This is a genomic window from Bacillus sp. SIMBA_026, assembly GCF_046535335.1.
In the GTDB taxonomy this organism is placed as follows: Bacteria; Bacillota; Bacilli; order Bacillales; family Bacillaceae; genus Bacillus; species Bacillus velezensis.
Window position 1 is genome coordinate 499,942 of the sequence record NZ_JAWRWX010000001.1, and the last position, 26,108, is coordinate 526,049.

The following is a 26,108-nucleotide window of genomic DNA, read 5'->3' on the forward strand; positions in this document are numbered from 1 at the left end:
GTTCAATATGACGAAAAAAATTGGAATTGAACAATCTTTATCGGATGTAGAACAGGCGTTAAAACAAAAAGGATATGACGTAGTGATGATGAAGACTCCTGAGGATGCGAAGAATTGTGACTGCTGTGTCGTAACCGGACTTGACAGCAATGTCCAAGGAATTGCCGATACGTCAACTCAGGCTCCCGTCATTACGGCTTCCGGAATGACCGCCGACGAAATCTGCAGCGAAGTGGAAAAAAAATTTCATTAAAAAGAAAAAACCGAAGCTTACGCTTCGGTTTTTCTATTCGGCGGATGCGGCGTTTTTAAAACGGTCGAGCGCGATTTTCATTTCTCTCCGCAGTACGCGTTCAACCCGCCATTGCTCCATATTTTCTGTTTTGGCAATGATTCTGAGCACCATTTCTGACGAGCTTAAATCCTGAACCCCGATGACGTCCGGCCCTTCCTTAATCTGCGGGAGCTCAGCGGCTGCTTTGTCACACGCGGTTTGCAGGATTTGAATGGTTTCATCAAGATTTTTTTCAAGCGGCACTTTAATATCGACAAGCGCCTGCATCGTTCCGCGGGAATGGTTGCTCACATTCGTAATGCCCCGGTTGGGAAGATAGTGAAGCGTGCCGTCAAAGCTCCGGATTTGCGTCGTACGGAGACCGACCTGCTCGACAATGCCGCTGTAGCCGGCAACCGTAATATAATCGCCGACGTCGATCTGTTTTTCCAAAAGGATAAAAAATCCGGTGACGATGTCACTGACGAGCCCCTGAGCCCCGAAGCCGACTGCGAGACCGACCACGCCGGCGCCAGCAATGAGAGCGCTCGGATTGTAGTGAAATAAATCCAAAATCATTACGATAAAAACGAAAATCAGGATGTATCCATATACATTAAGCGCGAGGCTTCGCAAAGTATAAGCGCGGCCTTTGGAGAGGTTGTTTTGTTGCTCGAATTTCTGAAACAGATGCTTGATCAGCTTTTTTCCTGCCGTCCGGAAAATAAAGTACGCTAAAATAATGAGAGCCAGCTTTATGATGAAAATCCCGGCAGATGTGAGAAGCCCGGCCCAATCAAAGTGTTTTAAATCAATCATAGTGATGTCTTCCTTTCAAGTCTATTGCAGAAAAAGCTAAAAGTGATATACCCGTTTTTAAAATAAAATAAACCTTTTAATAGAAATCAGTTATTTCATTTATGATTTGTTCATATTGCCGGTTTCAATATCATCATTTTTGTGAAGATATGAACTAAGAAATCGCCACACTCATTTTAACATGGTGATTCAGCCAAATCATATCCTTTGGAGGGAAAACAGGAGTACGTTGCCCGGCGAAACTGAAAGCCCCGGCAAAAAGCCTTTTTCATAAGGAGGGAGATAAGATGAAATTACGTCAGCAAATGCCTGAATTGACAGGCGCTAAAGCATGGATTAACAGAGAAGTCACGAAGGAACAGCTGGTCGGCGGAAAGCCGGCACTGATTCACTTCTGGTCCGCCAGCTGCCGCATGTGTAAAGAAGCGATGCCTGAGGTGAACGGGTTTCGTGATAAATATAAAGATCAGCTGAATGTGGTGGCCGTTCACATGCCCCGTTCCGAAGATGATCTTGACCTTGAGAAAATCAAGAAAACAGCGGCTGAACACGATATCTCTCAGCCGATTTACGTCGACAGCGATCATACGCTGACTGAAGCATTTGAAAATGAATATGTGCCGGCTTATTACGTTTTTGATAAAAGCGGACAGCTCCGCCATTTTCAAGCGGGAGGAAGCGGGATGAGAATGCTTGAAAAACGCGTCAGCCGAGTACTTTTAGAATCGGAGCAGGCTTCTGAGTAATCGGGACAATCTCCGTCGGACTATTGTCTCGGTTCCGCAAACCCTTTGCTGTTAGGTAACAGGGTTTTTTTGTGTCTATTGGATAAAAAATTCCAATATGACATGTGTGGCTTAAAAAATAAGAGAAACAGCCGTAAACACGCTGTACCGCTTGTTTTATCCATATCATAATCTTTTACATATTATAGTCGAAAATTGTAGATATTACGCTAATTTTCATTAAACAAGTAATTTCAAGTTATATTTTGAAATGGTTAAATAAATTGGAACTTTGTCCAGAATCCCCTATATGATAAGGGATTTTTGTATATAAAGTACCATTTTCAGAAAATAAGCAATTTTTCATAGAGTAAATAAAATAGTAAAATGATAAAATAATAGTTGATAAAATTACTTTTGTAATCTAATATCTTAATAAAAGCGTTTAAATTTTTGACAGGGGGTTTTACACATGTTTAATGAAAGAGAAGCGCTGCGCTTACGTTTAGAACAATTGAACGAAGCAGAGGTAAAAGTCATTCGTGAATATCAAATAGAACGTGATAAAATATATGCAAAACTGAGAGAATTAGACAATACAGGCAGCCTGTCCGATACAAAAAAAGAGTTTCGTCCGGAGAAAAAAAGTGACTCTCTCCCGGTGCTTGCAGAGCTTGCAGCACAGGAAATGAGAAGCTATCAAAAGCCGCAGACACAGCCTCAATCCTCCCAGCCGCAGATGCAGTCTATTACGTCTCTTCCCGCCGGCATTCCAGACGGTTCTACAAGAAGAAGAAGAGGGACGGCGAGACCGGGATCAAAAGCGGCAAAACTGCGCGAAGCAGCGATTAAAACATTGAAACGCCACAATGCAGCGATCAAAAGTTCCGAACTGCAAAAGGAAATTGAAAAGGAAAGCGGCCTTGAAATTCCTAATATGACAACATTTATGCAAAGCTTAATTAAAATGTATCCGGAAGTGAAAAAACCATACCGCGGCCAATATATTCTTGAGGGAGAAATTTCTCAGGAAACAGCAGAAACGGCAAATGATACGGCTGCTGAATAATAAAACAGTAAAAACTGCTTGCGTTACTCAAGCAGTTTTTTTGCGTTTTCCCGCTTATTCTGCGGAAGTGACGCATCTTTTCCCGGCTTTTTTTCAAGCTTGACGACATATTTTTGGAAAGGCTTTTCGCCTTCAGCACGTTCTTTCAACGCATCCAGTTTTTCATCAAACGACTGATCGCGGGACTCTGATTGTACAAATTGTTTTTGCAGGGAGATGACTTGTTCGGTAACGGCTTTAAGCAAGTCTTCTGCCTGAACAGTCTCTTTGGAAACAGAAGGGATTTCCAGAGCTCGTTCCGCCGGTTCCGCCGTGCGGCTGTCAATATCAGCAAAATGGCCGGCAATCCAAGCATCACTTTCGTCCAGCTGCCGTTTATACGAAAGAATGGTTTCTTGAAATAACTTTTCTTTCGTTTTTTCTATTTCTACAAGCCGTTCTTTTGTTTCTAGTATTCGATCTCTCATATGATTAATTTCTATTTTAATATGTTTAAGCTGGTATTCTTTTTCTACCATTTGTGTTTGGAGCCGGGTATTTTCGTCTGCAGCGGCATGATAACGCTGTTTCATATCTTCGTGAGAAGTCCGTTCAGTTTGAATGGCGGTCTCAAGTGAGCGGATGCGGGTATGTAAGTTTTTATTTTCTTCTTCAAATTTTACATTTGTAAGATGCAGACGGTGCTTTTCTTCCATCTCATTTTTCCGCCGAAACGTTTCCTGCTGAAGCAGTTCTTGCAGAATGACGATTTTATCGAGCAGCCCGGCTCTGATTTCATGCAAAGAACGTTCCGTGTCACTTGTCTGTTTGTGTTTTTGAGCCATGGCTTCCAATTCGTCAGAAAGCTTGTGAAGCCGCTCTTTAATATTGGCGTTTTCCTCCTGAAGCTTATTATTTTTTTGATGGAAGTAGCTTGCTTCAAATTCTGAAATTAATTTTCTGCATCTGGAAAGTTCGGATTTCAAGTAAAGGTTCTCTTGAGAAGTGTCGTGGAAAAACGGACCGGATATTTTCATAAGAACCATCTCCCTCATGATGTTAACACTACAATATGGGAAAGGATCAACGGCTATTCCTCTTAATTAAACAGACAAGCACCGTAATATTGTATTTCGGCTGAGGCGTTTGCTATGCTTTTATATAGAATGGGAGAGAGATGACATGAAACGGGTGAATGTAATATTAGCGGGGGGAGCTTCCCGAAGATTCGGAGAACCGAAAGCTTTTGCAAAGTGGAAGGGCGGCATGTTTTATGAACAGGCGAAAAAAGCCTTCGGCGGCGGAGAAACGGTAATTATCACCCGCCCTCAGCATATAAAAAAGTTCTTATCAAACAGGGAGCGGCATGTTTTGGCCGATGAGCCGCGGTTTCGGGGAATGGGCCCGCTTGCCGGCATCTATACGGCAATGAAACAAACGGAAGGCGAAATATATACGGTCATATCCTGTGACACGCCGCTCGTGACAAGAAAAACGATGGCGGCGCTTGAAATGAAGCTGACCGGAAACCTGGACGCTGTCATACCGGTTTGTGAAAACAGAGAGCAGCCCCTCTTGGCGGTTTATCATAAGCGGGTGCAGGATGTGCTTTTTGATCAGCTGACACAAAACAAACTGAAAATGACAGACACGCTGAAACGGCTGTCTGTCTGTTATGTGCAGGCTGAAGACATCGGCGCCGGGCTGGAGGAGTTCGCTAATATCAACACACAGGACGATTACACCAGACTTTTGGCGCATGTCGAGTCTTCAAATCAAGACTGATCGGGAAGAAACATGGTATGATGGAAATAAAAATGCAAGGGGACAACACAGATGGAAGAGCGCTATTCGCGGCAGACAAGATTTAAGCCGATAGGGGAAAAAGGGCAGCAGGCGCTGGCTGACAGCAGTGTCCTGATTGTCGGAGCCGGAGCCCTCGGAACAGCCGCGGCAGAGGGCCTGGCAAGAGCCGGAGCGGGCCGTATGGCGATTATTGACCGGGATTATGTGGAATGGAGCAATTTACAAAGACAGCAGCTGTATACAGAAGAAGACGCGAGACAGCGCCTGCCGAAAGCAATGGCGGCTAAGGCGCGTCTTTTGGCGGTAAACAGTGATATACATATCGATGCTTACGCGGCGGAAGGTACGGCGGAAACGCTCGAACCGCTGATCGAACAAGCGGATTGCATCGTGGATGCGACAGATAATTTTGAAACGAGAATGGTCATCAATGATCTGGCGTTGAAAACGGAAACACCTTGGATTTACGGGGCCTGTGTCAGCAGTCAGGGAATGTGCATGACGATTATTCCGGGGGTTACGCCGTGTTTATCCTGCCTGTTTGAGCAAATGCCCGTGGGCGGAGCGACATGTGATACAGCAGGCATCATACCTCCGGCGGTTCATATCGTCTCCGCTTATCAGCAGGCTGAGGCGCTGAAATTGCTGACAGGAAATCATGCGGCGGTAAATCGGCGCTTTTTCACGTTTGACGTGTGGAATAACACCAATATGAGCATAAATGTGGATCAGATCAAACGGGATCATTGCCCTTCCTGCGGCGCGGAGCCCGTATATCCGTATCTGCAGCCTGAAAACAGGCCGAAAGCAAGCGTGCTGTGTGGAAGAGACACCGTTCAAATCAGATCGGAAGCCTTAAAGAGGCTGGATAAAGAAGAGCTTGTCAAACGTCTGAAGCAGATCGGTAAAGTGGAAGCAAATGAATTTCTGCTGCACATGGCGTATGAGCGCTTCAGAATCGTTATTTTTCAGGACGGACGGGCTTTGATTCACGGTACAAACGATATAAAAGAAGCAAATTCAGTTCTGGCCAGGGTGATCGGACTGTAGGAAGGGGAGATATTGCTATGCTTGAAAAAAGAACGCCGATTCAGGTGGACGAAGCAGTCCGCCGGGTGAGCCGGTATAAAAAACAGGGGGATACCGAATGGGTGGCGCTTGAGGACAGTCTCCACCGCTATTTGGCGGAGGATGTTAAGGCGGATCATGATGTGCCGGCCTTTAACCGTTCCCCGTATGACGGGTTTGCCATCAGGGCGAGCGATTCAAAAACGGCTTCCCGTGACAATGCCGTCACCTTTGAAGTCATTGACCATATCGGAGCAGGCGCCGTGTCGGAAAAAGAACTCGGGCCTTATGAAGCGGTCCGCATTATGACGGGGGCGCAGATTCCAAAAGGCGCGGATGCCGTAGTGATGCTTGAGCTGACAAAAACGTTTTCTGAAAACGGCACGAATTACATGTCAGTGAAACGCCCTTTTCATGCGGGTGATAATATTTCATATCAAGGAGAAGATGCGAAAAAAGGCAGCTCGCTATTAAAAAAAGGGACGAAAATCACGCCGGGCGTAACCGCTCTTTTAGCAACCTTCGGCTATGCTTCTGTTCCCGTGGTCAGAAAGCCGGTTGTCGGCATTATCGCAACGGGAACCGAGCTTCTTCATGTCAGCGATCCGCTTGAGCCGGGGAAAATCCGCAACAGCAACGCTGCCATGGTGTATGCCCAGGTCATTGAAGCGGGCGCGGTACCGCTGAACTTAGGGAAAATTTCCGATGATTTTGATGACAGCTATGATGCGGTGAAGGAAGCTATGAAAAAAGTTGATTTTCTGATCACGACCGGCGGCGTGTCAGTCGGCGATTTTGATTTTCTTCCAGACATTTATAATAAGCTCGGAGCGGAAGTTCTTTTTAACAAAGTGGCAATGCGCCCGGGGAGCGTGACAACTGTCGCACGGGCCGATGACATGCTGCTGTTCGGCCTTTCAGGCAATCCGTCCGCATGTTATGTCGGATTCACCCTGTTTGTCAAACCGATGATTCAGACATGGCTTCTGAATGAAAAACCTCATTCCGGATGGGCAGAAGCCGTGTTAACAAACGACTTTCCGAAACCGAATCCGTTTACGAGATTTGTGAGGGCATTTGTTTATCATAAGGACGGAAAGATGATGGCGTCACCGGTCGGTCTCGACAAATCAAGCTCAGTCACATCTCTAGCTGAAGCAAACGCGTTTATCCTTCTGCCGGGAGGAACGAGGGGGTATGAAGCGGGCCGGACGGTTCACGCGCTCCTCATCCGTGATGAGAATGGAAGTGAATGGCCGTGGTCAATTCTTTCCCGATCGTCCAGATCGTAGGTTTTCAAAACAGCGGTAAAACAACGTTTATTGAACGTGTGCTGAAAGCGGCGCCGAAAGAGTGCAATATTGGATGTTTAAAACATCACGGACATGGCGGAGAACCGGAGCCTTTTTCTGACGGAAAAGACTCGGAGCGTTTTTCAAAGGCCGGAGCCGCGGTTACGGCAGTAGAAGGGGACGGCGTCCTGCAGCTTACGGCGCGAAAAAAATGGGATTTGGCGGGTTTGATCAGTCTGTATGAATGTCTGGGAATTGACGGTCTTCTCATAGAGGGATTTAAACATGCGCCGCATCCGAAAATCATTATGATCAAAGACAGCGAAGATTGGCAAAAGCTGAAGCATTTGGAGCGCGTGATCGCGGTTGTCAGCAGAAATACGGAGCATATGCCGGCAGATGCAGGCATGCCCGTATTCCATGCGGACGATCCGGCTGCCATGATGTTTGTGCTTTCGCAGCTGAAAGGGGAATCTGCATAAATGGAACGTTTTCAAATTACAAGGGAACCTATCATTGCGGAAAATATCGTAAAAAAAGTTGAAAAGCGTGAAGCCGGGGCCATCACAACGTTTATCGGCACGGTCAGAGAGTGGACTGCCGGGCGGCGGACGGTACGGCTCGAATATGAAGCGTATGAACCGATGGCTGTTCAAATGCTTTCTCAAATCGGCGATGAAATCAGTGCGAAATGGGAAGGAGCCGAAGCTGCAATCACTCACCGTGTCGGCGTCCTTGATATCGGAGAAGCCGCGGTCGTAATCGCCGTGTCTTCACCGCACAGAAAGGCGGCATATGAGGCGAATGAATATGCAATTGAACGGATAAAACAGATTGTGCCGATATGGAAAAAAGAAATCTGGGAAGACGGCGAAGAATGGATAGGCGATCAGCTGGAAACAACGCCCTATCCGAACGGAAAACCGGATTTGGATAAAGGGGAATCGCGATGATTAAAGTATTATTGTTTGCCGGGCTTGCGGAGCAGGCGGGAACACCGGTCATTGAACTTGACGAAAAAGAAACGGCGGCGTCTGCTGTAAAAACGCTGCTAAAGGAACGGTACGGCCTTCAGACGATTGACAATGCCATGATCGCAATCAATGAAACATATGTAAAAGACAACAGCGTCGTAACAGAAGGTGATACCATTGCCTTTATCCCTCCTGTAAGCGGAGGGTGAAAAAAAAGCCGGATGTGCATCATTGCCATCCGGCTTTTTCGTATATAGGCGCTGAATTCCAGAGAATATATAAATGGGATTTAAAGGGATTTGCGATTGAGGCGGTTTTGACTACATGAATAGGCTGAAGACAGTACCCTTACAAGGCTTTGTGCCTCCCGTCATACCGGGATGACAATGCTTTTTTTTACATAATTATGGAACGTAAAGCTGAGAATTTGTGTTACAATTTAGCATAAATACGCAAACGGCAAAAAAATTGAAACTTCTCTCAGCCTAAAGCGTACGTATAAACAGAATAATACATAGGAGGCATCAGCAATATGGAACCAAACCTGGAAAAAGGCAATACGGCAGTAACGGAAAAGCCGTCAATTTTCGGCGTCATTACAAGTCCTGTTGTGCAGTTTAAAAGATTAAAAGAAAAGCCGGTCATCGGCATTCCTCTCCTGATTGTCATCATTCTCATCGCGGCCGGCAGTATTTTGCGCGGGCTTGGGATGAATTATGAAGAAGTGCTGAACAGCTCATCTCTTGACGGTTTGACGGATGATCAGATTGAAATGACCAAAACCTTCGCTAAATTCGGCACGATGTTCGGAGGAATCTTCGGGGGCATTATCGCTCTGTTTATCGTTCCGCTCATTTACTGGCTGTGCGTCAAAATTTCAGGCGGCGTGACAACTTACAAAAAAATGCTCTCACTCAGCCTGTTTACGGCATTTATTACCAATATCGGCTTAGTTATTAACGGTCTTGTTACTTATTTTACCGGTGCGGGCTCACTGTACGCCGTTACATCTTTGGCGAGTGTCATACCGGCCGGAGACGGCGTCGCGGTCTTTTTAAGCGCGTTTGACATTTTCAGCATCTGGAGCTATATTCTGCTCGCTTTGGGACTTCGCTATACAGGCGGCATTTCGAAAAAAGCGGCTTGGACTTCCGCGATTGTCCTTTTTGTTATTATGCTTTTGGTTTCGGCAGTCGGAGGACTGTTAAGTTCAGTGACAGCAGGTGTATAACATGAAAAAAATTTGGATCGGAATCGGCATCGCCGTAATTGTTGCAGTATTCATCGGTATCAATATTTATAAGTCTGCCGCTCCCGCGGGCGGCAGCGCCGGGAAAAAAATCGAAACCGGAACCATGGAAAACAGAGAAATCTCATCTACGGTTATGGTTCCGGGAACACTTAAATTCTCTAAAGAACAGTATGTTTTTTATGAAGCGGATAAAGGAACTCTTGATAAAGTGAAAGTAAAAGAAGGCGACAAAGTAAAAAAAGGGTCGTCGTTAGTCACGTATACAAATGAGCAGCTCAATCTTGATAAAGAACAAAATGAGTTGACAGAACAATCAAAACGGATGCAAATCGAACAAGTTGAAGAAAAACTCAGAGCATTAAACAGCAAGGAACAAGATCTGGCAAAACAAGTGGGAGAAGCGGAAGCCAAAAAACAAATTGAATCCGAACGGACGGATCTGCAGCTTCAGCAAAAAACGGCGGAAATCGAATTAAAGCAATCTGATTTGCAAAAGCAGTCTCTTGAAAATCAAGTGGCGAATCTCAATGTTAAGAGTGAGATGGACGGGACGGTTATCTCGGTAAATCAAGAAGCGGCTTCTAAAAAATCGGATATTCAAGAACCGGTTATACATATAGGAGACCCGGAACACCTGATCGTTGCCGGCAATTTGTCCGAATACGACACGCTGAAAGTGAAAAAGGGACAAAGCGTTACAATTACCTCAGACGCCATTCCAGGTAAAACGTGGAAAGGGAGAGTGGCGGCTGTCGGCCTCGTTCCTGATCAAAAGTCAAGCGCTGCTTCCGGGGAAAGTACGGAACAGGCCGTGCAGTATCCGTTCCAGGTTAAGCTGATCGGAAACCTTCCGGAGGGCAAGCCGGGGTTTAAATTAATTATGAACATTGAAACCGACAAACGGAAAGCCGATACACTGCCGTCCTCCGCAGTCAAAAAAGACGGAGATGAGCACTGGGTCTTTACGGTAAAAGACGGGAAGGCCAAACGCGTGAAAGTTAAAGTCGGCGATACCGCAAATCAGCTTACGGAGATAAAAGAGGGGCTTTCAAAGGATGATAAAGTCATTCTGAATCCGGCTGACGATTTGACTGACGGAACGGATGTGAAAGCATAGATGATTCAGCTTTCAAAGGTGAAAAAAAGCTATCAGATCGGCAAGGAGACGTTTGATGTTCTTCGTTCAATCGACTTGACGATTGAAGAAGGAGAATATGTGTCAATTATGGGACCGTCGGGATCGGGGAAATCTACGATCATGAATATCATCGGCTGTCTGGACAGACCGACGTCCGGCAGTTACAGGCTTGCGGGCGAAGATGTTTCTTCATGCACTGAAAAAGAGCTTGCGGCGGTCCGGAACAAATCAATCGGATTTGTCTTTCAGCAGTTTCAGCTGCTGCCGCGATTGAATGCAAGAAAAAATGTCGAACTCCCCATGATCTACGCCGGTATCGGCAAAAAAGAGCGTGAGGAACGGGCTGAGTATGCACTGGAAAAAGTCGGTTTGGCGGATCGGATGCGTCACATGCCGAATGAGCTGTCAGGCGGCCAGAAGCAGCGTGTCGCGATTGCAAGAGCCATCGTGAACGAACCGAAGCTCATTTTGGCTGATGAGCCGACCGGCGCGCTGGATACGAAAACAAGCATTTCCATTATGGAGCAGTTCACAGAGCTTAATGCAGAGGGCGTGACCGTGGTGCTTGTGACTCATGAGCCTGAAGTGGCGGACTGTACAAACAGAGTGATTTTCGTCCGTGACGGCATGATCGTTTCCCGCGATGCTGAGCAGAGGAGAGTGGGGGAATGAGCCTGTCAGAAAATCTCCGGATGGCCCTCAGTTCCGTAAGAGCTCACAAGCTGAGATCGATTCTGACAATGCTCGGAATCATTATCGGCGTCGGTTCAGTAATCGTTGTTGTGGCTGTGGGCCAAGGCGGAGAGCAAATGCTGAAGCAATCCATCAGCGGGCCGGGCAATACGATTGAATTGTTTTACCTTCCGAGTGATGAAGAATTAACAGCCAATCCGAACGCCTTACAGGAAGCGAGTTTCACAGAAGAAGATATTAATGGATTAAAAGGAGTGGACGGCGTAAAGCAGGTTGTCGCTTCCGCTGTAAAATCCATGACGGCCCGTTACCATGAAGAAGACACGGATATTACGCTGAACGGCATTAACAGCGGCTACATGGACGTAAAAAAGCTGGACGTTCAAGATGGACGGACATTTACGGACAATGATTTTCTTTCCGGTAAAAGAGCGGGAATCATCTCAAAAAAAATGGCTGAAAAGCTGTTCGGGAAAACGTCTCCGCTCGGAAAAATCGTCTGGGCCGGCGGACAGCCCGTAGAAGTAATCGGCGTACTGAAAGAAGAGAGCGGTTTTTTATCGTTAGGACTCAGTGAAATGTATGTGCCGTTCAACATGCTGAAAACGTCTTTCGGTACTAACGACTACAGCAACGTTTCCGTTCAGACGGAGTCCGCTGATCAAATCAAATCAACAGGAAAAGAAGCGGCTCGTCTCTTAAATGACAATCACGGTACAAAAGAGGCCTATCAAGTTATGAATATGGAAGAAATCGCGGCGGGAATCGGTCAGGTCACGACCGTCATGACGACGATCATCGGTTCGATCGCCGGTATTTCTCTCATTGTCGGCGGGATCGGGGTCATGAATATTATGCTCGTATCAGTGACGGAACGGACAAGAGAAATCGGCATCCGCAAATCGCTCGGTGCCACGAGAGGACAGATTCTGACACAATTCTTAATTGAATCTGTTGTGCTTACATTAATCGGCGGCTTAATCGGAATCGGTCTCGGCTACGGGGGAGCATCACTCGTTTCCCTTATCGCAGGCTGGCCGTCGCTCGTTTCTTGGCAGGTGGTTTGTATCGGCGTACTGTTCAGTATGCTGATCGGTGTCATTTTCGGCATGCTGCCCGCCAACAAAGCATCACGCTTAGATCCGATTGAAGCGTTACGGTATGAATAACCCGTACCCCATGCAGTCTGCATGGGGTTTTTTTGTGTTTTAATGATTGAATGAATATAATAGACTTTTTTCATTTATGATAAAAAGAAAATGTCATACAATTGTCCCCCTTTTTGTCGAATTTACAGTTTACAAACCCTATGTACATACGTTAATATGAACAAATGTGAAAGATTTTGATAGTTATTGAATGAATTTGAGTGATTTTAGTTGCTAGAAGTAAAAAAAGCGTTTACAATTATCTTGCAGCCGAAATGAATACGTTTCCAAAGGAGGCGGAATATGCTCACTCCTGAAAGGTATCAGCTGATTATTGATCAGATTGAAAAGCGTGATGTGGTGAAGATTCAAGAGCTGATAAGCATGACAAATGCTTCTGAATCAACGATCAGAAGAGATTTATCAACACTCGAAGAGCGCGGATTTTTAAAGCGCGTTCACGGCGGGGCGTCTAAACTTTCCAACAGCAGGCAAGAACCCGATATGCTTGAAAAATCCTCCAAAAACCTTCAAGATAAACTGAAGATCGCAGAAGAAGCGGCATCTTTATTAGAAGAAGGTGACTGTATTTATCTTGATGCGGGAACAACTACATTGCATATGATTGATTTTATAGATCATACAAAGGACATTGTGGTTGTCACAAACGGAGTTATGCATATCGACGCTTTAATAAGGAAAGGGATTCCCTTTTATCTTCTCGGAGGATATGTGAAGCATAGAACAGGTGCAATGATCGGCGGCGCCTCATTAACGGCGGTCAGCCAGTACCGTTTTGACAAAAGCTTCCTCGGGGTGAACGGCGTGCACATTGAAGCCGGTTTTACAACACCCGATCCGGATGAGGCTCTTCTGAAGACAAAGGCTGTGAGACAGGCGAAAAATGCGTATGTTTTAGCCGATCCTTCTAAATTCGGCGAAATTTCTTTCGCAGCGTTCGCCGCCTTGGGCGATGCAGCTATCATTACCACTGAAGCTGAAGAACTTGCATTCGATAATTACCAAGAAAAAACTGTCGTAAAGGTAGTGAAACCATGATTTACACTGTAACCCTCAATCCGTCTGTTGACTATATCGTTCACGTTGAAGATTTTGCCGTAGGCGGTTTAAACCGTTCCAGCTATGACACGAAGTATCCCGGCGGAAAAGGCATCAACGTTTCAAGATTACTGAAAAGACACCATGTACCGTCAAAAGCATTGGGGTTTGTCGGCGGATTTACCGGAAATTATATTACGTCATTTTTGCAGCAGGAAGGTCTGGAAACGGCTTTTTCTGAGGTGGATGAAGACACGCGTATAAATGTAAAACTGAAAACGGGCGATGAAACGGAAATTAACGGACAGGGCCCGACGATTTCAGACGAAGTGTTCAATACCTTTTTAGAACAGTTCTCCGCTCTGGAAGAGGGAGACATCGTCGTTTTAGCGGGAAGCATTCCTTCTTCCCTGCCGCATAACACGTATGAAAAAATTGCTGAGGCATGCAGAAAGCAGAATGCCCGGGTAGTCGTGGACATCTCCGGTGAAGCGCTGATGAAAGCGACAGAAATGAAACCGTTTTTGATGAAGCCGAATCATCATGAGCTTGGCGAAATGTTCAATACGGTCATTGATTCAGCCGAAGCTGCCGTTCCTTACGGTAAAAAATTGATTGAACAAGGCGCTGAACACGCGATTGTTTCGATGGCTGGCGACGGTGCGCTTTTATTTACGAAAGAGGCGGTTTTCCTCGCCAATGTTCCTAAAGGAAAGCTTGTCAATTCGGTAGGCGCGGGTGATTCCGTCGTCGCGGGATTCCTTGCGGGAATTTCAAAACAGCTGCCTTTGGAAGATGCGTTCCGTTTAGGAGTTGCTTCCGGAAGCGCGACGGCATTTTCTGAAGAACTCGGAACTGAAGAGTTTGTACAGCAGCTTCTTCCTGAAGTTAAAGTCACACGTCTATAGAGGAGGAAAGAAAAGTGAAGATAACTGAGCTGTTAACAAGAGATACAATTCATCTCAATATAGAAAGCAAAGAGAAAGAAAACGTTATCGATGAAATGGTGACAGTGCTTGACAAAGCCGGCAGATTAAATGACAGAGAGGCTTACAAAGCAGCCATTTTAAATCGTGAAAGCCAAAGCTCAACGGGAATCGGCGAAGGCATTGCCATTCCTCATGCGAAGACGGCGAGCGTCATTAACCCGGCCATCGCATTCGGACGTTCAAAAGATGGTGTGGATTATGAATCATTAGACGGTCAGCCGGCACACCTGGTCTTTATGATTGCGGCAACCGAAGGAGCGAATAATACGCACCTTGAAGCATTATCAAGACTTTCAACGCTTCTTATGCGTGAGGAAATCCGCAAACAGCTTCTTGAAGCTGAATCAGAAGATGCGATCATTGACATCATCAATCAGCATGACAAAGATGACGATGAGGAAGAAGAAGAGCAGGAAGAACAGGCAGCGCCGTCAGGAAAAGGCAAAATCCTTGCCGTTACGGCATGTCCGACAGGTATCGCCCATACGTTCATGGCAGCTGACGCACTGAAGGAAAAAGCGAAAGAGCTCGGCGTTGACATTAAAGTAGAGACAAACGGCTCAAGCGGTATCAAACATAAGCTGACGGCTCAAGAAATTGAAGACGCGCCTGCGATCATCGTGGCGGCTGATAAACAGGTTGAAATGGAACGCTTTAAAGGCAAACATGTTCTTCAAGTGCCTGTGACGGCCGGTATCAGACGTCCTCAGGAACTGATTGAAAAAGCCGTTAACCAAGATGCGCCGATTTACGAGGGCAGCGGCGGAGGATCTTCCGCTTCAGATGAAGACGGCCCGAAACAGAAATCAGGCACAAGTATCGGAAGTACTTTCTATAAACACTTAATGAGCGGTGTCAGCAACATGCTGCCATTTGTCGTCGGCGGCGGAATCCTCGTGGCGATTTCATTCTTCTGGGGAATTCATTCAGCTGAGCCGAAAGATCCGACATACAATACGTTTGCTGCAGCGCTGAACTTTATCGGCAGCGATAATGCGTTAAAACTGATTGTTGCCGTTCTTGCCGGATTCATCGCAATGAGTATTGCGGACCGCCCGGGATTTGCGCCGGGTATGGTCGGTGGATTTATGGCTACGCAGGCGAATGCCGGATTCTTGGGCGGACTGATTGCCGGATTCTTAGCTGGTTATGTCGTAGTCCTTTTGAAAAAGCTGTTTGTCTTTATTCCTCAGACTCTTGACGGATTAAAACCTGTATTGATTTATCCGTTGCTCGGTATTTTTATCACCGGTGTCCTGATGCAGTTTGTCATTAACACACCTGTCGCAGCGTTTATGAATTTCTTAACAAATTGGCTTGAAAGCCTTGGAACTGGAAACCTTGTCTTAATGGGGATTATTTTAGGCGGTATGATGGCTATCGACATGGGCGGCCCGCTCAATAAAGCGGCGTTCACTTTCGGAATTGCGATGATCGATGCCGGAAACTATGCGCCGCATGCGGCCATCATGGCCGGCGGAATGGCTCCGCCGCTTGGAATCGCACTGGCGACAACATTCTTTAAACACAAATTCTCTAAACGTGACCGTGAAGCCGGTATTACGTGCTACTTCATGGGAGCAGCTTTCGTTACAGAAGGCGCCATCCCGTTTGCAGCGGCTGATCCGCTTCGCGTCATCCCTGCAGCCGTTGTCGGTTCTGCGGTAGCGGGCGGGTTGACAGAGTTTTTCCGGGTAACGCTTCCTGCACCGCACGGAGGAATATTCGTTGCATTCATTACGAACCATCCGCTGCTTTACTTAATGAGCATCGTGATCGGAGCGATTATAACGGCGGTTATCTTGGGAATCGTCAAAAAACCGGTAGTAGAGAAATAAGCAAAAAGCGTCCTTTACGGGCGCTTTTTTCAATCATGTGCGCATAGAAGCGTTATGTATTTTATGATGAGTTATGATAAAGTAAAGATGGTACATGAACTGAAACAGTGATCGTCTAGGAGGAACCACGTTGACTGAAGAACAAAAACCTACTTCTGAAAAATCGGTAAAAAGAAAATCCAATACATATTGGGAATGGGGAAAGGCCATCATTATAGCGGTTGCACTTGCGCTGTTAATCCGCCATTTCCTGTTTGAACCGTACTTAGTGGAAGGATCATCAATGTACCCGACATTACATGACGGTGAAAGGCTGTTTGTCAACAAAAGCGTCAATTATATCGGAGAAATCGAGCGGGGGGACATCGTCATTATTAACGGCGATACGTCGAAAGTCCATTATGTAAAGCGGCTCATCGGAAAACCGGGAGAAACGGTGGAAATGAAAAATGACACGCTTTATATAAACGGCAAAAAAATCGCAGAACCGTACCTCGCGAGCAATAAAAAAGAAGCGAAAAAACTGGGAGTCAACCTGACGGGAGATTTTGGCCCCGTAAAGGTTCCGAAAGGCAAATACTTCGTCATGGGCGACAATCGGCTGAACTCAATGGACAGCCGGAACGGACTCGGTTTAATTGCCGAAAACCGGATCGTCGGCACCTCGAAGTTTGTGTTCTTCCCGTTTCATGATATGCGTCAGACAAAATAAAAACGCCGCGCTGCCCGATTTGGACAGCAGGCGTTTTTTATTTGGCAAACGAGGCGGCGACGGCGATGAACAATACCGTGGCCAGCACTGATCCGACAATGGCCAGAACGCTGAAAAAAAGGTTCACCTGCTTCTTCTCTTTGCCGCGTTTTTCAAGCATCCGTTTTGAAAAGAGATGCGAAAACGTATAAATGAGGGCGATTCCGACGTACAAGCCGATGTCACGGGCCGTAAAGCCTGTGACGGCCAGAAAAACCCCGGTGAAGAAAATCATAAGACAGTATTCTGTGAGTGTTAAAAGCTTCAACTTGTTCCTCCGTGATGAATATGTATATATATCTATTGTATCACAGCGCTCCGGGTTTGACGCCTGCATCTTTCAAACCCGTATATTCGCAGGGAAACATTTCTCTTCCCCTTTATTCATGGTATACTTTTAATGATGATAGACACGATGGAGGATTCTAAATGATTGCTGTAAATAATGTGAGCTTGCGTTTTGCGGATCGCAAGTTATTTGAAGATGTCAATATTAAATTTACGCCGGGCAACTGCTACGGATTAATAGGCGCAAACGGTGCCGGAAAATCAACATTTTTGAAAATTTTATCCGGTGAGCTGGAGCCGCAGACCGGCGATGTCCATATGAGCCCGGGCGAACGTCTTGCCATTCTGAAGCAGAACCACTTTGAATATGAAGAGTTCGAAGTGCTTAAAGTCGTCATTATGGGACATAAACGTTTATACGAAGTCATGCAGGAAAAAGACGCGATTTATATGAAGCCTGATTTTTCAGATGAAGACGGCATCCGCGCCGCTGAGCTTGAAGGAGAGTTTGCGGAATTAAACGGATGGGAAGCTGAAAGTGAAGCCGCTATTTTGTTAAAGGGTCTCGGCATCTCTGAAGACCTGCATACGAAGAAAATGGCGGACTTAGGCGGTTCAGAAAAGGTGAAAGTGCTTTTAGCACAGGCGCTGTTCGGCAAGCCGGACGTTCTGCTGCTTGATGAACCGACCAACCACTTGGATCTGAAAGCGATTCAGTGGCTGGAAGAGTTTTTAATCAACTTTGAGAACACAGTCATCGTCGTATCCCATGACCGTCACTTTTTAAATAAAGTGTGCACGCACATCGCCGATCTTGATTTTAATAAAATTCAAGTGTACGTCGGCAACTATGATTTCTGGTATGAATCCAGCCAGCTTGCTTTAAAGCTTTCTCAGGAAGCCAACAAGAAAAAAGAAGAGCAGATTAAACAGCTTCAGGAGTTCGTGGCCAGATTCAGCGCCAACGCCTCTAAATCAAAGCAGGCGACATCAAGAAAGAAACTCCTTGATAAAATCACGCTTGATGATATCAAACCGTCATCACGCCGTTATCCTTATGTCAATTTCACGCCGGAACGCGAGATCGGAAATGACGTGCTGCGGGTTGAAGGCTTAACAAAAACGATTGACGGGGTTAAGGTGCTTGATAACGTCAGCTTTATTATGAACAGAGAAGATAAAATTGCTTTTACGGGCCGCAACGAACTTGCCGTTACAACATTGTTTAAAATCATTTCCGGGGAAATGGAAGCAGACAGCGGCACATTTAAATGGGGCGTGACCACTTCTCAGGCGTACTTCCCTAAAGACAACAGCGAATACTTTGACGGCAGCGATGCGAACCTTGTTGACTGGCTCCGCCAATACTCGCCGCATGACCAAAGTGAAAGCTTTCTGCGCGGTTTCTTAGGACGCATGCTGTTCTCAGGAGAAGAAGTCAACAAAAAATCAAACGTCCTTTCCGGAGGAGAAAAAGTGCGCTGCATGCTTTCAAAAGCGATGCTTTCCGGCGCGAATATCTTAATTCTGGATGAACCGACCAACCACTTAGATTTGGAATCCATTACGGCGCTTAACAACGGCTTAATCAGCTTTAAAGGCGCTATGCTGTTTTCATCTCATGACCATCAGTTTGTACAGACAATTGCCAACCGCATTATTGAATTAACGCCTAAAGGCATTGTTGACAAACAAATGTCTTATGACGAATTTCTTGAAAACGCGGATGTACAGAAAAAGCTTGAAGAGCTATACGCGTAATAAAGAAGCAGGGGAGACTCTGCTTTTTTATTTATGAAAAAAGTTTTCAATCTTCTGACTTCCCGTTACAATAAATGAAATACATATTTGAAAAGAGACGGAGGAATGCATCATGAAGTTTTTAATTGTCGGAGCTGGAGGAGTGGGCGGATATATCGGCGCGCGTCTTGCAGAAAAGGGAAATGACGTTACGTTTCTCGTCCGCAAGAAACGGGCGGAACAATTACAAAAAACGGGTTTGACCGTCAAAAGTGCAAAAGGTGATGTTTCAATCAAGCCGAAATTAATGATGGCGGGCGAAGAAGGAGCATTTGACGCGGTTATCATCGCTTCAAAAGCGTATTCTTTGCAGGACGTCATTCGGGATGTCAAACCGTTTGTCAAACCTTCGTCGGTCATTATTCCTTTTTTAAACGGATACAGGCACTATAACCAGCTGTTTGAAGCTTTTTCAAAACGGCAGGTGCTGGGCGGCCTCTGCTTTATTGAGAGCGCCCTTAACGACAAAGGGGACATTCTTCATACGAGCGCTGCCCACCGCTTTGTTTTCGGTGAATGGAACGGGGAACGCACGGAACGTATGAATGAGCTGGAAAACGCATTTGCAGGTGTGAAAGCGGATGTCATCATCAGCCGGGATATTGAAAAGGACATTTGGAAAAAATATATGTTTATTGCCGCGCAGGCGGGAGTGACCACTCTGTTTCAACAGCCGGTCGGACCGATTTTAGAAACAGAAGGCGGCCGCAAAACGGCAAAGCGCCTCTTTGCTGAAATCGGAGCCATTTTCAAGGCTGCCGGCATCCCGAAAGATCCTGGTCTGGAAGAAGAGAGTTATCGCACATTGACAAGCATGTCTTACCATATGAAATCGTCGATGCTGAGAGATATGGAAAAGGGCAGGGTGACGGAAGGTGATCATTTACACGGATTTTTGCTTGAGAAAGCGAAAGGCTTGTCAGTTGATACACCTGTTTTGGAAACCGTCTGCGCCAACTTGCAAATGTATGAAGCGAAATAAAAAGGAGGCCTAAGCGCCTCCTTTTTTTATTAAAATGCCCAGTTTCCGTTTCTGAAGATCGGTTCTCTTTTGCCGTCCGCCGTAATGCCGTCGATATTCATATCTTTGGAACCGACCATAAAATCTACGTGTGTAATGCTTTCATTTAAGCCCTCTTTGACAAGCTCTTCCCGTGTCATTTGTTTACCGCCCTCAATATTAAAGGCATACGCACTGCCGATCGCCAAGTGGTTAGAGGCGTTTTCATCGTACAGTGTGTTGTAAAATAAAATATTTGATTGTGAAATCGGTGAATCGTACGGCACTAAGGCCACTTCTCCAAGATAGTGTGAGCCTTCATCGGTTTCGACGATACCTTTTAAAATCTCCTCGCCTTTTTCAGCTTTCACATCGACAATGCGGCCGTTTTCAAAGGTAAGAGTGAAGTTATCAATAATGTTGCCGCCGTAGCTCAGCGGTTTCGTGCTGGAAACCGTGCCGTTCACCCCGTCACGCTGCGGAAGGGTGAAAACCTCTTCTGTCGGCATGTTGGCCATGAATTCGTGCCCGCTCTCATTCACGCTTCCCGCGCCTGCCCATACATGTTTTTTCGGCAGTTCAATGGTTAAGTCTGTTCCTTCAGCCTGATAATGCAGGGCGCTGTAATGTTTTTTGTTTAAGTGTTCCACTTTTTCATGAAGGTTTTGATCATGTTTTTTCCATGCTTCCACAGGGTTTTCTTCATTTACGCGGGTCGTTTTGAAAATTTCTTCCCATAAAAGCTGAACGGCTGTTTCTTCCGGCTGATCCGGGAACACTTTTTTCGCCCAGCCTGTTGAAGCGGCTCCGATCACCGTCCAGCTGACCTTATCTGATTGAATATATTGTCTGTATGTATGCAATGCTTTTCCGGCGGCTTTTTGGAACGCTGCAATCCGTTTGCCGTCAGTGCCTTTTAACAGGTCGGGGTCGGATGAGACGACAGAAATAAACGCAGCCCCTTTTTTCGCGAGCTCTTCTTTGCCTTTTGCTTCCCATTCAGGATACTCTTCAAACGCTTCAAAAGGTGCCATCTCGTATTTTAATCTGGACAGTTCATCGTCCTGCCAATTTACGGTGACGTTTTTTGCGCCTTTTTCATAAGAATGTTTGGCAAGCAGTCTGACAAGTTCCCGGACATCAGTTGAGGCATTGATTACGACATGCTGTCCTTTTTGGACATTGACGCCGACTTCTACCGCCAGCTGAGCATATGTATGTAACTTTTCAGTAAACGAACTCATCGTTCATTCCTCCTCATCGGTTTTTCTCATCATATCAAATATCGCCTCATAAAGGAAAGAAAGGAGCACAAACGAAAAAGACACAGCTTTTGCTGCGTCTTTACGGGTGATTCAGTTTTACGGCGCCGCCGGCCGGAGAATGGGGCATATTGGCCAGTGAAATGCTCATACCCCCCAAAATAATTCCGCTTAAAATGACGGCTACTGCTACGCGTCTTCCCACATCTCTAAGCATATGCTTCCTCCTTAATGTTTCTCCAGTTCTCACAATATGAGCCGGCTGGAGAAAAAAGAAGCACAATCTTATTATTTAATTGCTTTTTGCAGCTTATCGATGACGTCTAATGAACGTCCCGTGCCGATAGCCACTGATTCAAGCGGATTTGCCGCCAAATGAACGGGAACGACGATTTCATCTGTCAGCCATTCTTTCATCCCGTTTAAAAGGGAGCCTCCGCCGGTTAACACGACGCCGCGGTCAACGATATCACCGCTGAGCTCCGGCGGACAATCTTCAAGTGTCGCTCTGATCGCTTCAAGAATATGCAGGAGCGATTCACGCATCGCCTGCTGAATTTCATTAGACTGCAGTCTGATTGTCTTCGGCAGACCGGTTACAAGGTCACGCCCGCGGATTTCCATCGTTTCCGGCACATGTTCGATCAATGCAAAGCCGATTTCCATTTTCACTTGTTCTGCCGTACGTTCCCCGATCAGCAGGTTGTATTTTTTTCTGACAAACGAGGCGATATCTTCATCAAGCTGGTCGCCGCCGATTCTGATCGAATGGCAGGATACGACGCCCCCGAATGAGATGATGGCGACTTCAGTCGTACCGCCGCCGATATCTACGACGACGTTTGCGACCGGCTCGTCAACAGGGAGATCGGCCCCGATTGCAGCGGCTACGGGTTCTTCAATCAAGTGAACGTTTTTCGCTCCGCAGTTTTTGACAGCGTCACTGATGGCGCGGCGTTCAACGGCTGTTGAGCCTGAAGGCGTGCAGACGACGACATTCGGTTTGCGGAAGGTCATTCCGATTTTTTTTCCGGCTTTTTTCATAATGTGTTTTAATAAGTCAGTTGTCATATCATAATCAGCAATGACACCGTCTTTCATCGGCCGTACGGCGACGATTTTCCCCGGCGTCTTTCCGATCATGCTTTTGGCATCCGTTCCGATGGCAAGCACCGCTTTCGTTGTTGTATCTACAGCGACAACGGAAGGCTCGTTTAAAATAATTCCTTTATTTTTACTGTAAACAAGTATATTAGCGGTTCCTAAGTCGATTCCGATCTCAGTTGATTGAAACATGTTTTCACCCAATCCCTATCCTGATTTAATTGATTCTACATTTAAAGTTTCTGAGAAAAAACACGATTTTTGGGGGTTTCCAGCGGGAATGAAATGTTTTTGTAAAAAAGGAGGGAAAGTCTGTATCCCATATTTCAAAAGGATTTTCTTTTTGTAAAAAAACATTCAGCTCCGGATGCTGAGAAACTTTTGCTCCGTTCCTTTCGTCTACGTTTATGAAGGATTTTCCTTGGACATAAAGAAGAGACATTAAAGGAAGTAGGGGATTTCTATGAAATCAATTGGTGTAGTAAGAAAAGTAGACGAACTCGGGCGTATTGTCATGCCGATTGAATTGAGAAGAGCATTGGATATCGCTATTAAAGATAGTATTGAATTTTTCGTTGACGGAGACAAAATTGTCTTGAAAAAATACAAGCCGCACGGCATTTGCTTAATGACGGGGGAAATTACTCCCGAAAATCAGGAGTACGGCAACGGCAAAATTATTTTAAGTCCTGAAGGAGCGAAAATGCTGCTTGAGGAAATCGAGGAAGCGTTAAAAGATAGATCATAATCAGCAAAAAGGGCGGAGCATCATTCCGTCCTTTTATTATGAACTTGTGCAAAAACTCACGGGAAAAGTAAGCGAACCTGCTCAATTAATTGGGAATAGTTATCATTTTTTAGTCAATAATGCAGTCAACAATGTTACAATATATGTAGAAATGCTAGCGGCAGGTGGGACTATGGGAAAATATCAAGCGCGTATCATTTCCTTAATCTTGGCAATGATTTTTATTATGTTTTGGGATTATTTATTTTATATGATTGAACGGAATCCGATTAACTGGCCCGTTGACATCACCTTTACCGCCGTCACATTAATCAGCGTCTGGCTGCTGGCTTATTATGTGGATAATAAAAAGCAACTGCTGGCGGAGCTGAAGGACAGCGAGCAGAAAGCAAAGGCGCTTTCAGATGAGAAAAACCGGATCATGGACAATCTGCAGGAAATCGTTTTTCAGACGGATGCACAAGGGAATATTACATATTTGAATCAGGCCTGGACGGCGATTACGGGCCACTCCATCAGCGAATGTATGGGCACGATGTATAATGATTATTTTATAAAAGAAAAACATATCATTGATTATATTATCTCCCAAATCAAGCAGCAGTCCCCGTCAGGAATGTTTACGGCCAAATATATTAAAAGAGACGGCTCGATCTTTTGGGGAGAAGTCCATTATAAGCTGTATTATGACCGCAGACATAAATTTGTCGGAAGCCTGGGGACGATGTCTGATATCAGTGAACGGAAAAAAGCGGTCGACGAGCTTCTGGAAACGAACGAACGCCTTGCCATGCAATCTCAAAAGCTGGCCATTGCCGGGGAGCTTGCGGCAGGAATCGCCCATGAAGTAAGAAATCCTTTAACGTCAGTCAGCGGCTTTCTCCAGCTGATGAAAGCCCAGTATCCGGAAAGAACGGATTATTTTGATATTATTTTTTCGGAGATTAAAAGAATTGACCTCGTGCTGGGGGAGCTGCTTCTGCTCGCCAAGCCGCAGACCGTGACGTTTACCGCTCATCATCTCAACCATATTTTGCGGCAGGTGGCGACGCTTCTTGACACGAACGCGGTGCTGTCGAACACTGTGATTGAGAAGGATTTCAGGCAGACTGAGTCCTGTATGGTCAACGGTGACGAAAACCAGCTGAAACAGGTATTTATCAATATTATTAAAAATGCAATTGAAGCGATGCCTGACGGCGGGAATATTCATATTTATACAAAACGGGATGAAGAATACGCGGTGATCAGCATACAGGATGAAGGAAACGGCATGTCGAAAGAAAAGCTTGAAAACATCGGGAAACCGTTTTTCTCAACAAAAGATCAGGGAACGGGTCTCGGTCTTCCGATTTGTTTACGAATTCTGAAGGAGCATAATGGTAAACTTAACATTAAGAGCAAAAATGGAGAAGGCAGTACGTTTCAGGTGATTCTGCCGTTAGAAGCGGCTGCTGTCCAAAAGGAGGAAAAATAACTTGCTTCTTTTTGTATACGGTTTGTTACGGAAGCGTGAAGAAAATCATGAACTGCTGAAGGGCGCTCCGTGTGTGTGCGAGCAGGCTGCGATAAACGGCGTGCTGTACGAAACGGATAAAGGTCAGCCTGCGGCGTCTTTAGCAGAAACAGCTTTTGTGTACGGGGAATTGTATGAAACAGATCATCAGATGATCCGTAAGCTGGATGCGTATTATGCTGATTTTGACCGGAAAGAGGTTGCCGTGACGACGGATGCCGGGAATAAAACCGCCTTCGCATATGTCGTAAAGCCCGACCAGTGTGCCTCATTCAGCCGTATCAAAAGCGGAGACTGGAAAGAATACCGTTTTATGAAACGGGAGGATGACAGTCCGGTTTATTATTTCGCATACGGTTCCTGTATGGACAATGCCCGGTTTAAACAGGCGGGGGTCGATCACTTTTTTGCCGAGCCGGTCGGAGGGGCGGTTGTTGAAGGGTATTCGACGAGATTCACGTTAAGGCGTCCTGATGGTTCCAGAGCCGATCTTGTTGAAGATGGGGGACGAACTGAAGGCGTGCTGTACAAGCTCCCGTTTGAAGCGGCAACCTATCTGTACAAAAGAGAAGGTGTTGATAACCACACATACCGTCCCGCGTTCATAGAAGTGTGTGCCGGCGGCCGTGTATACAGAGGCGTCCTGACGTTTCTCGTTCTTGATAAAGCTGAGGAAATTGCGCCTCCGGGCCACTATCAGGAAGAAATCGAACGCGGAGCGGACTTGTATTTATCGCCCGCCTTTTCAGAAAAGCTTAAACGCTATATGAACTCATTGCCGAAAATGTGATACTATTCCTATTAGAGATATTGTTTAAAGGAGTACTGTTATGAGAAAAGAGTTTGCCGTTATCGGTCTCGGACGCTTCGGCGGAAGTATTTGCAAAGCATTAAGTGAAGAAGGCCTTGAGGTCATGGCGATGGATATTGATGAAGATAAAGTTAATGAATACGCCAAAATCGCATCACACGCGGTCATTGGCGATTCAACCGATGAATCAGTGCTGAAAAACTTAGGGCTGCGCAACTTTGACCACGTCATTGTGGCAATCGGCGAAAATATACAGGCGAGCATTTTAACGACGCTGATCTTAAAGGAACTCGGCGTGAACACGATCACGGTTAAAGCGCAGAACGATTATCATGAGAAAGTGCTTGCGAAAATCGGGGCCGACCACATCGTCCACCCTGAACGTGACATGGCAAAACGCATCGCCCACAACATCGTATCAAATAATGTGCTTGATTATTTGGAGCTGTCCGACGAACACAGCATTGTGGAGATCGTGGCCAACAGCAGGCTTGCGGGCAACACACTGCTTGATCTGGACATCCGGGCGAAGTACGGCATTAATATCGTGGCCATCAAGAGAGAAAAAGAAGTGATCGTATCTCCCCTGGCGACTGAAATGATCCAAAAAGAAGATATTCTCATCGTTATCGGCTCTCTTACGGACATTTCCCGATTTGAAAAAAGAGTGCTTCATACAAAGTGAAAAGCCGTCCGTAAAAGGAC

The 26,108-nt window shown here is 45.9% G+C and carries 29 protein-coding genes; 23 read left to right on the forward strand and 6 right to left on the reverse strand.

Translation table 11 applies throughout. From position 1 onward, the window contains the following. Nucleotides 1–7 precede the first annotated feature (7 nt). On the forward strand, nt 8–253 hold the full coding sequence (locus SB847_RS02765) for a YkuS family protein (RefSeq protein ID WP_003154596.1): 246 nt from the start codon (nt 8–10) through the stop codon (nt 251–253). Between the two features lie 33 nt (nt 254–286). Here SB847_RS02765 and SB847_RS02770 read toward each other — a convergent pair whose 3' ends face one another. Then, a complete protein-coding gene (locus tag SB847_RS02770; RefSeq protein WP_044801353.1) occupies nt 287–1,093 on the reverse strand; it encodes a mechanosensitive ion channel family protein in 807 nt (268 codons plus the stop codon). A gap of 287 nt (nt 1,094–1,380) precedes the next feature. Here SB847_RS02770 and SB847_RS02775 point away from each other — a divergent pair, with 287 nt between their 5' ends. Beyond that, a complete protein-coding gene (locus SB847_RS02775; RefSeq protein WP_044801354.1) occupies nt 1,381–1,839 on the forward strand; it encodes a TlpA disulfide reductase family protein in 459 nt (152 codons plus the stop codon). A 451-nt stretch (nt 1,840–2,290) separates the two neighbouring features. Further along, entirely contained in the window at nt 2,291–2,887 is a 597-nt protein-coding gene (rok, locus tag SB847_RS02780; RefSeq protein ID WP_003154591.1) for a transcriptional regulator Rok, read from the forward strand. A 23-nt stretch (nt 2,888–2,910) separates the two neighbouring features. Here rok and SB847_RS02785 read toward each other — a convergent pair whose 3' ends face one another. Beyond that, nucleotides 2,911–3,903: a coiled-coil domain-containing protein gene (locus SB847_RS02785; protein WP_044801355.1), complete on the reverse strand. Its 993-nt coding sequence runs from the start codon at nt 3,901–3,903 to the stop codon at nt 2,911–2,913. A 145-nt stretch (nt 3,904–4,048) separates the two neighbouring features. On the opposite strand from SB847_RS02785, the gene SB847_RS02790 reads away from it, so the two are divergent. The 14 genes from SB847_RS02790 (at nt 4,049) to sipT (ending at nt 16,835) form a co-directional block, all read left to right on the forward strand. Continuing rightward, nucleotides 4,049–4,651 carry a molybdenum cofactor guanylyltransferase gene (locus tag SB847_RS02790; protein ID WP_410562512.1) on the forward strand — a complete coding sequence of 201 codons (603 nt, stop codon included), beginning with the start codon at nt 4,049–4,051 and terminating at the stop codon, nt 4,649–4,651. Between the two features lie 51 nt (nt 4,652–4,702). Further along, the gene (locus SB847_RS02795; protein WP_017417685.1) at nt 4,703–5,722 is read left to right on the forward strand and encodes a molybdopterin-synthase adenylyltransferase MoeB; all 1,020 of its coding nucleotides are present in this window, start codon (nt 4,703–4,705) and stop codon (nt 5,720–5,722) included. A 17-nt stretch (nt 5,723–5,739) separates the two neighbouring features. Then, complete coding sequence (locus tag SB847_RS02800) at nt 5,740–7,032, forward strand: molybdopterin molybdotransferase MoeA (RefSeq protein WP_007611114.1); 1,293 nt, start codon at nt 5,740–5,742, stop codon at nt 7,030–7,032. After that, nucleotides 6,993–7,514: a molybdopterin-guanine dinucleotide biosynthesis protein B gene (gene mobB, locus SB847_RS02805; RefSeq protein WP_044801357.1), complete on the forward strand. Its 522-nt coding sequence runs from the start codon at nt 6,993–6,995 to the stop codon at nt 7,512–7,514. Before SB847_RS02800 ends, mobB begins: the two co-directional genes overlap by 40 nt. After that, the gene (locus SB847_RS02810) at nt 7,515–7,985 is read left to right on the forward strand and encodes a molybdenum cofactor biosynthesis protein MoaE (protein ID WP_007611116.1); all 471 of its coding nucleotides are present in this window, start codon (nt 7,515–7,517) and stop codon (nt 7,983–7,985) included. Continuing rightward, nucleotides 7,982–8,215: a molybdopterin converting factor subunit 1 gene (moaD, locus tag SB847_RS02815; protein WP_410562507.1), complete on the forward strand. Its 234-nt coding sequence runs from the start codon at nt 7,982–7,984 to the stop codon at nt 8,213–8,215. The genes SB847_RS02810 and moaD overlap by 4 nt, the downstream gene beginning before the upstream one ends. A gap of 323 nt (nt 8,216–8,538) precedes the next feature. Continuing rightward, entirely contained in the window at nt 8,539–9,237 is a 699-nt protein-coding gene (gene yknW, locus SB847_RS02820) for a YknW family membrane protein (protein ID WP_038457866.1), read from the forward strand. 1 nt (nt 9,238) lies between these two features. Next, nucleotides 9,239–10,375: an efflux RND transporter periplasmic adaptor subunit gene (locus SB847_RS02825; RefSeq protein ID WP_022553411.1), complete on the forward strand. Its 1,137-nt coding sequence runs from the start codon at nt 9,239–9,241 to the stop codon at nt 10,373–10,375. Then, a complete protein-coding gene (locus SB847_RS02830) occupies nt 10,376–11,068 on the forward strand; it encodes an ABC transporter ATP-binding protein (protein ID WP_007611126.1) in 693 nt (230 codons plus the stop codon). Beyond that, nucleotides 11,065–12,258 carry an ABC transporter permease gene (locus SB847_RS02835; protein WP_038457867.1) on the forward strand — a complete coding sequence of 398 codons (1,194 nt, stop codon included), beginning with the start codon at nt 11,065–11,067 and terminating at the stop codon, nt 12,256–12,258. Before SB847_RS02830 ends, SB847_RS02835 begins: the two co-directional genes overlap by 4 nt. A 282-nt stretch (nt 12,259–12,540) precedes the next feature. Continuing rightward, a complete protein-coding gene (locus SB847_RS02840) occupies nt 12,541–13,296 on the forward strand; it encodes a DeoR/GlpR family DNA-binding transcription regulator (RefSeq protein WP_007611128.1) in 756 nt (251 codons plus the stop codon). Further along, entirely contained in the window at nt 13,293–14,204 is a 912-nt protein-coding gene (pfkB, locus tag SB847_RS02845; protein WP_045207294.1) for a 1-phosphofructokinase, read from the forward strand. Before SB847_RS02840 ends, pfkB begins: the two co-directional genes overlap by 4 nt. A 14-nt stretch (nt 14,205–14,218) precedes the next feature. Further along, nucleotides 14,219–16,123 (forward strand): PTS fructose transporter subunit IIABC, encoded by a 1,905-nt coding sequence (locus SB847_RS02850; protein WP_410562501.1) that lies wholly within the window; start codon nt 14,219–14,221, stop codon nt 16,121–16,123. A 130-nt stretch (nt 16,124–16,253) separates the two neighbouring features. Then, nucleotides 16,254–16,835 (forward strand): signal peptidase I sipT, encoded by a 582-nt coding sequence (sipT, locus tag SB847_RS02855; protein WP_003154568.1) that lies wholly within the window; start codon nt 16,254–16,256, stop codon nt 16,833–16,835. A 37-nt stretch (nt 16,836–16,872) separates the two neighbouring features. Here sipT and SB847_RS02860 read toward each other — a convergent pair whose 3' ends face one another. Beyond that, nucleotides 16,873–17,142, reverse strand: coding sequence for a hypothetical protein (locus tag SB847_RS02860; protein ID WP_021493749.1), 270 nt, complete (start codon nt 17,140–17,142; stop codon nt 16,873–16,875). A 161-nt stretch (nt 17,143–17,303) separates the two neighbouring features. On the opposite strand from SB847_RS02860, the gene SB847_RS02865 reads away from it, so the two are divergent. Together SB847_RS02865 and SB847_RS02870 are read left to right on the forward strand one after the other, a co-directional pair. Continuing rightward, nucleotides 17,304–18,923 carry an ABC-F family ATP-binding cassette domain-containing protein gene (locus tag SB847_RS02865; RefSeq protein WP_007611134.1) on the forward strand — a complete coding sequence of 540 codons (1,620 nt, stop codon included), beginning with the start codon at nt 17,304–17,306 and terminating at the stop codon, nt 18,921–18,923. A gap of 112 nt (nt 18,924–19,035) precedes the next feature. Beyond that, a complete protein-coding gene (locus tag SB847_RS02870; RefSeq protein WP_410562498.1) occupies nt 19,036–19,944 on the forward strand; it encodes a ketopantoate reductase family protein in 909 nt (302 codons plus the stop codon). A 29-nt stretch (nt 19,945–19,973) separates the two neighbouring features. On the opposite strand, the gene SB847_RS02875 is transcribed toward SB847_RS02870, so the two are convergent. From SB847_RS02875 to mreBH, 3 genes are all read right to left on the reverse strand, one after another. Beyond that, nucleotides 19,974–21,206, reverse strand: a complete 1,233-nt coding sequence (locus tag SB847_RS02875) for an aminopeptidase (protein ID WP_007409644.1) — start codon at nt 21,204–21,206, stop codon at nt 19,974–19,976. Between the two features lie 100 nt (nt 21,207–21,306). Beyond that, a complete protein-coding gene (locus SB847_RS02880; protein WP_003154559.1) occupies nt 21,307–21,441 on the reverse strand; it encodes a protein YkpC in 135 nt (44 codons plus the stop codon). Nucleotides 21,442–21,512: 71 nt separating this feature from the next. Then, nucleotides 21,513–22,520 carry a cell shape-determining protein MreBH gene (gene mreBH, locus SB847_RS02885; RefSeq protein WP_032875216.1) on the reverse strand — a complete coding sequence of 336 codons (1,008 nt, stop codon included), beginning with the start codon at nt 22,518–22,520 and terminating at the stop codon, nt 21,513–21,515. A gap of 271 nt (nt 22,521–22,791) precedes the next feature. Here mreBH and abhA point away from each other — a divergent pair, with 271 nt between their 5' ends. The 4 genes from abhA to ktrC all read left to right on the forward strand — a co-directional run bounded on the left by abhA (nt 22,792) and on the right by ktrC (nt 26,088). Beyond that, on the forward strand, nt 22,792–23,076 hold the full coding sequence (gene abhA, locus SB847_RS02890) for a transcriptional regulator AbhA (RefSeq protein ID WP_003154557.1): 285 nt from the start codon (nt 22,792–22,794) through the stop codon (nt 23,074–23,076). Nucleotides 23,077–23,248: 172 nt separating this feature from the next. Further along, nucleotides 23,249–24,553 (forward strand): ATP-binding protein, encoded by a 1,305-nt coding sequence (locus tag SB847_RS02895; protein WP_410562492.1) that lies wholly within the window; start codon nt 23,249–23,251, stop codon nt 24,551–24,553. A gap of 1 nt (nt 24,554) precedes the next feature. Continuing rightward, a complete protein-coding gene (locus tag SB847_RS02900; protein WP_015239773.1) occupies nt 24,555–25,382 on the forward strand; it encodes a gamma-glutamylcyclotransferase family protein in 828 nt (275 codons plus the stop codon). A 40-nt stretch (nt 25,383–25,422) separates the two neighbouring features. Next, nucleotides 25,423–26,088 carry a Ktr system potassium transporter KtrC gene (gene ktrC, locus SB847_RS02905; RefSeq protein WP_003154554.1) on the forward strand — a complete coding sequence of 222 codons (666 nt, stop codon included), beginning with the start codon at nt 25,423–25,425 and terminating at the stop codon, nt 26,086–26,088. Nucleotides 26,089–26,108 lie beyond the last annotated feature (20 nt).

Excerpts from the sequence above, each read along its gene's own strand:
- ktrC (WP_003154554.1), top strand. The coding sequence starts at position 25,423 with ATGAGAAAAGAGTTTGCCGTTATCGGTCTCGGACGCTTCGGCGGAAGT.
- rok (WP_003154591.1), top strand. The coding sequence starts at position 2,291 with ATGTTTAATGAAAGAGAAGCGCTGCGCTTACGTTTAGAACAATTGAAC.
- mreBH (WP_032875216.1), bottom strand. The coding sequence starts at position 22,520 with ATGTTTCAATCAACTGAGATCGGAATCGACTTAGGAACCGCTAATATA.
- SB847_RS02835 (WP_038457867.1), top strand. The coding sequence starts at position 11,065 with ATGAGCCTGTCAGAAAATCTCCGGATGGCCCTCAGTTCCGTAAGAGCT.
- SB847_RS02830 (WP_007611126.1), top strand. The coding sequence starts at position 10,376 with ATGATTCAGCTTTCAAAGGTGAAAAAAAGCTATCAGATCGGCAAGGAG.
- SB847_RS02825 (WP_022553411.1), top strand. The coding sequence starts at position 9,239 with ATGAAAAAAATTTGGATCGGAATCGGCATCGCCGTAATTGTTGCAGTA.
- moaD (WP_410562507.1), top strand. The coding sequence starts at position 7,982 with ATGATTAAAGTATTATTGTTTGCCGGGCTTGCGGAGCAGGCGGGAACA.
- SB847_RS02775 (WP_044801354.1), top strand. The coding sequence starts at position 1,381 with ATGAAATTACGTCAGCAAATGCCTGAATTGACAGGCGCTAAAGCATGG.
- SB847_RS02865 (WP_007611134.1), top strand. The coding sequence starts at position 17,304 with ATGATTGCTGTAAATAATGTGAGCTTGCGTTTTGCGGATCGCAAGTTA.
- yknW (WP_038457866.1), top strand. The coding sequence starts at position 8,539 with ATGGAACCAAACCTGGAAAAAGGCAATACGGCAGTAACGGAAAAGCCG.
- SB847_RS02800 (WP_007611114.1), top strand. The coding sequence starts at position 5,740 with ATGCTTGAAAAAAGAACGCCGATTCAGGTGGACGAAGCAGTCCGCCGG.
- SB847_RS02840 (WP_007611128.1), top strand. The coding sequence starts at position 12,541 with ATGCTCACTCCTGAAAGGTATCAGCTGATTATTGATCAGATTGAAAAG.
- abhA (WP_003154557.1), top strand. The coding sequence starts at position 22,792 with ATGAAATCAATTGGTGTAGTAAGAAAAGTAGACGAACTCGGGCGTATT.
- SB847_RS02810 (WP_007611116.1), top strand. The coding sequence starts at position 7,515 with ATGGAACGTTTTCAAATTACAAGGGAACCTATCATTGCGGAAAATATC.
- SB847_RS02765 (WP_003154596.1), top strand. The coding sequence starts at position 8 with ATGACGAAAAAAATTGGAATTGAACAATCTTTATCGGATGTAGAACAG.
- SB847_RS02785 (WP_044801355.1), bottom strand. The coding sequence starts at position 3,903 with ATGAAAATATCCGGTCCGTTTTTCCACGACACTTCTCAAGAGAACCTT.
- mobB (WP_044801357.1), top strand. The coding sequence starts at position 6,993 with ATGGCCGTGGTCAATTCTTTCCCGATCGTCCAGATCGTAGGTTTTCAA.
- SB847_RS02795 (WP_017417685.1), top strand. The coding sequence starts at position 4,703 with ATGGAAGAGCGCTATTCGCGGCAGACAAGATTTAAGCCGATAGGGGAA.
- SB847_RS02790 (WP_410562512.1), top strand. The coding sequence starts at position 4,049 with ATGAAACGGGTGAATGTAATATTAGCGGGGGGAGCTTCCCGAAGATTC.
- pfkB (WP_045207294.1), top strand. The coding sequence starts at position 13,293 with ATGATTTACACTGTAACCCTCAATCCGTCTGTTGACTATATCGTTCAC.
- SB847_RS02870 (WP_410562498.1), top strand. The coding sequence starts at position 19,036 with ATGAAGTTTTTAATTGTCGGAGCTGGAGGAGTGGGCGGATATATCGGC.
- SB847_RS02770 (WP_044801353.1), bottom strand. The coding sequence starts at position 1,093 with ATGATTGATTTAAAACACTTTGATTGGGCCGGGCTTCTCACATCTGCC.
- SB847_RS02895 (WP_410562492.1), top strand. The coding sequence starts at position 23,249 with ATGGGAAAATATCAAGCGCGTATCATTTCCTTAATCTTGGCAATGATT.
- SB847_RS02880 (WP_003154559.1), bottom strand. The coding sequence starts at position 21,441 with ATGCTTAGAGATGTGGGAAGACGCGTAGCAGTAGCCGTCATTTTAAGC.
- SB847_RS02875 (WP_007409644.1), bottom strand. The coding sequence starts at position 21,206 with ATGAGTTCGTTTACTGAAAAGTTACATACATATGCTCAGCTGGCGGTA.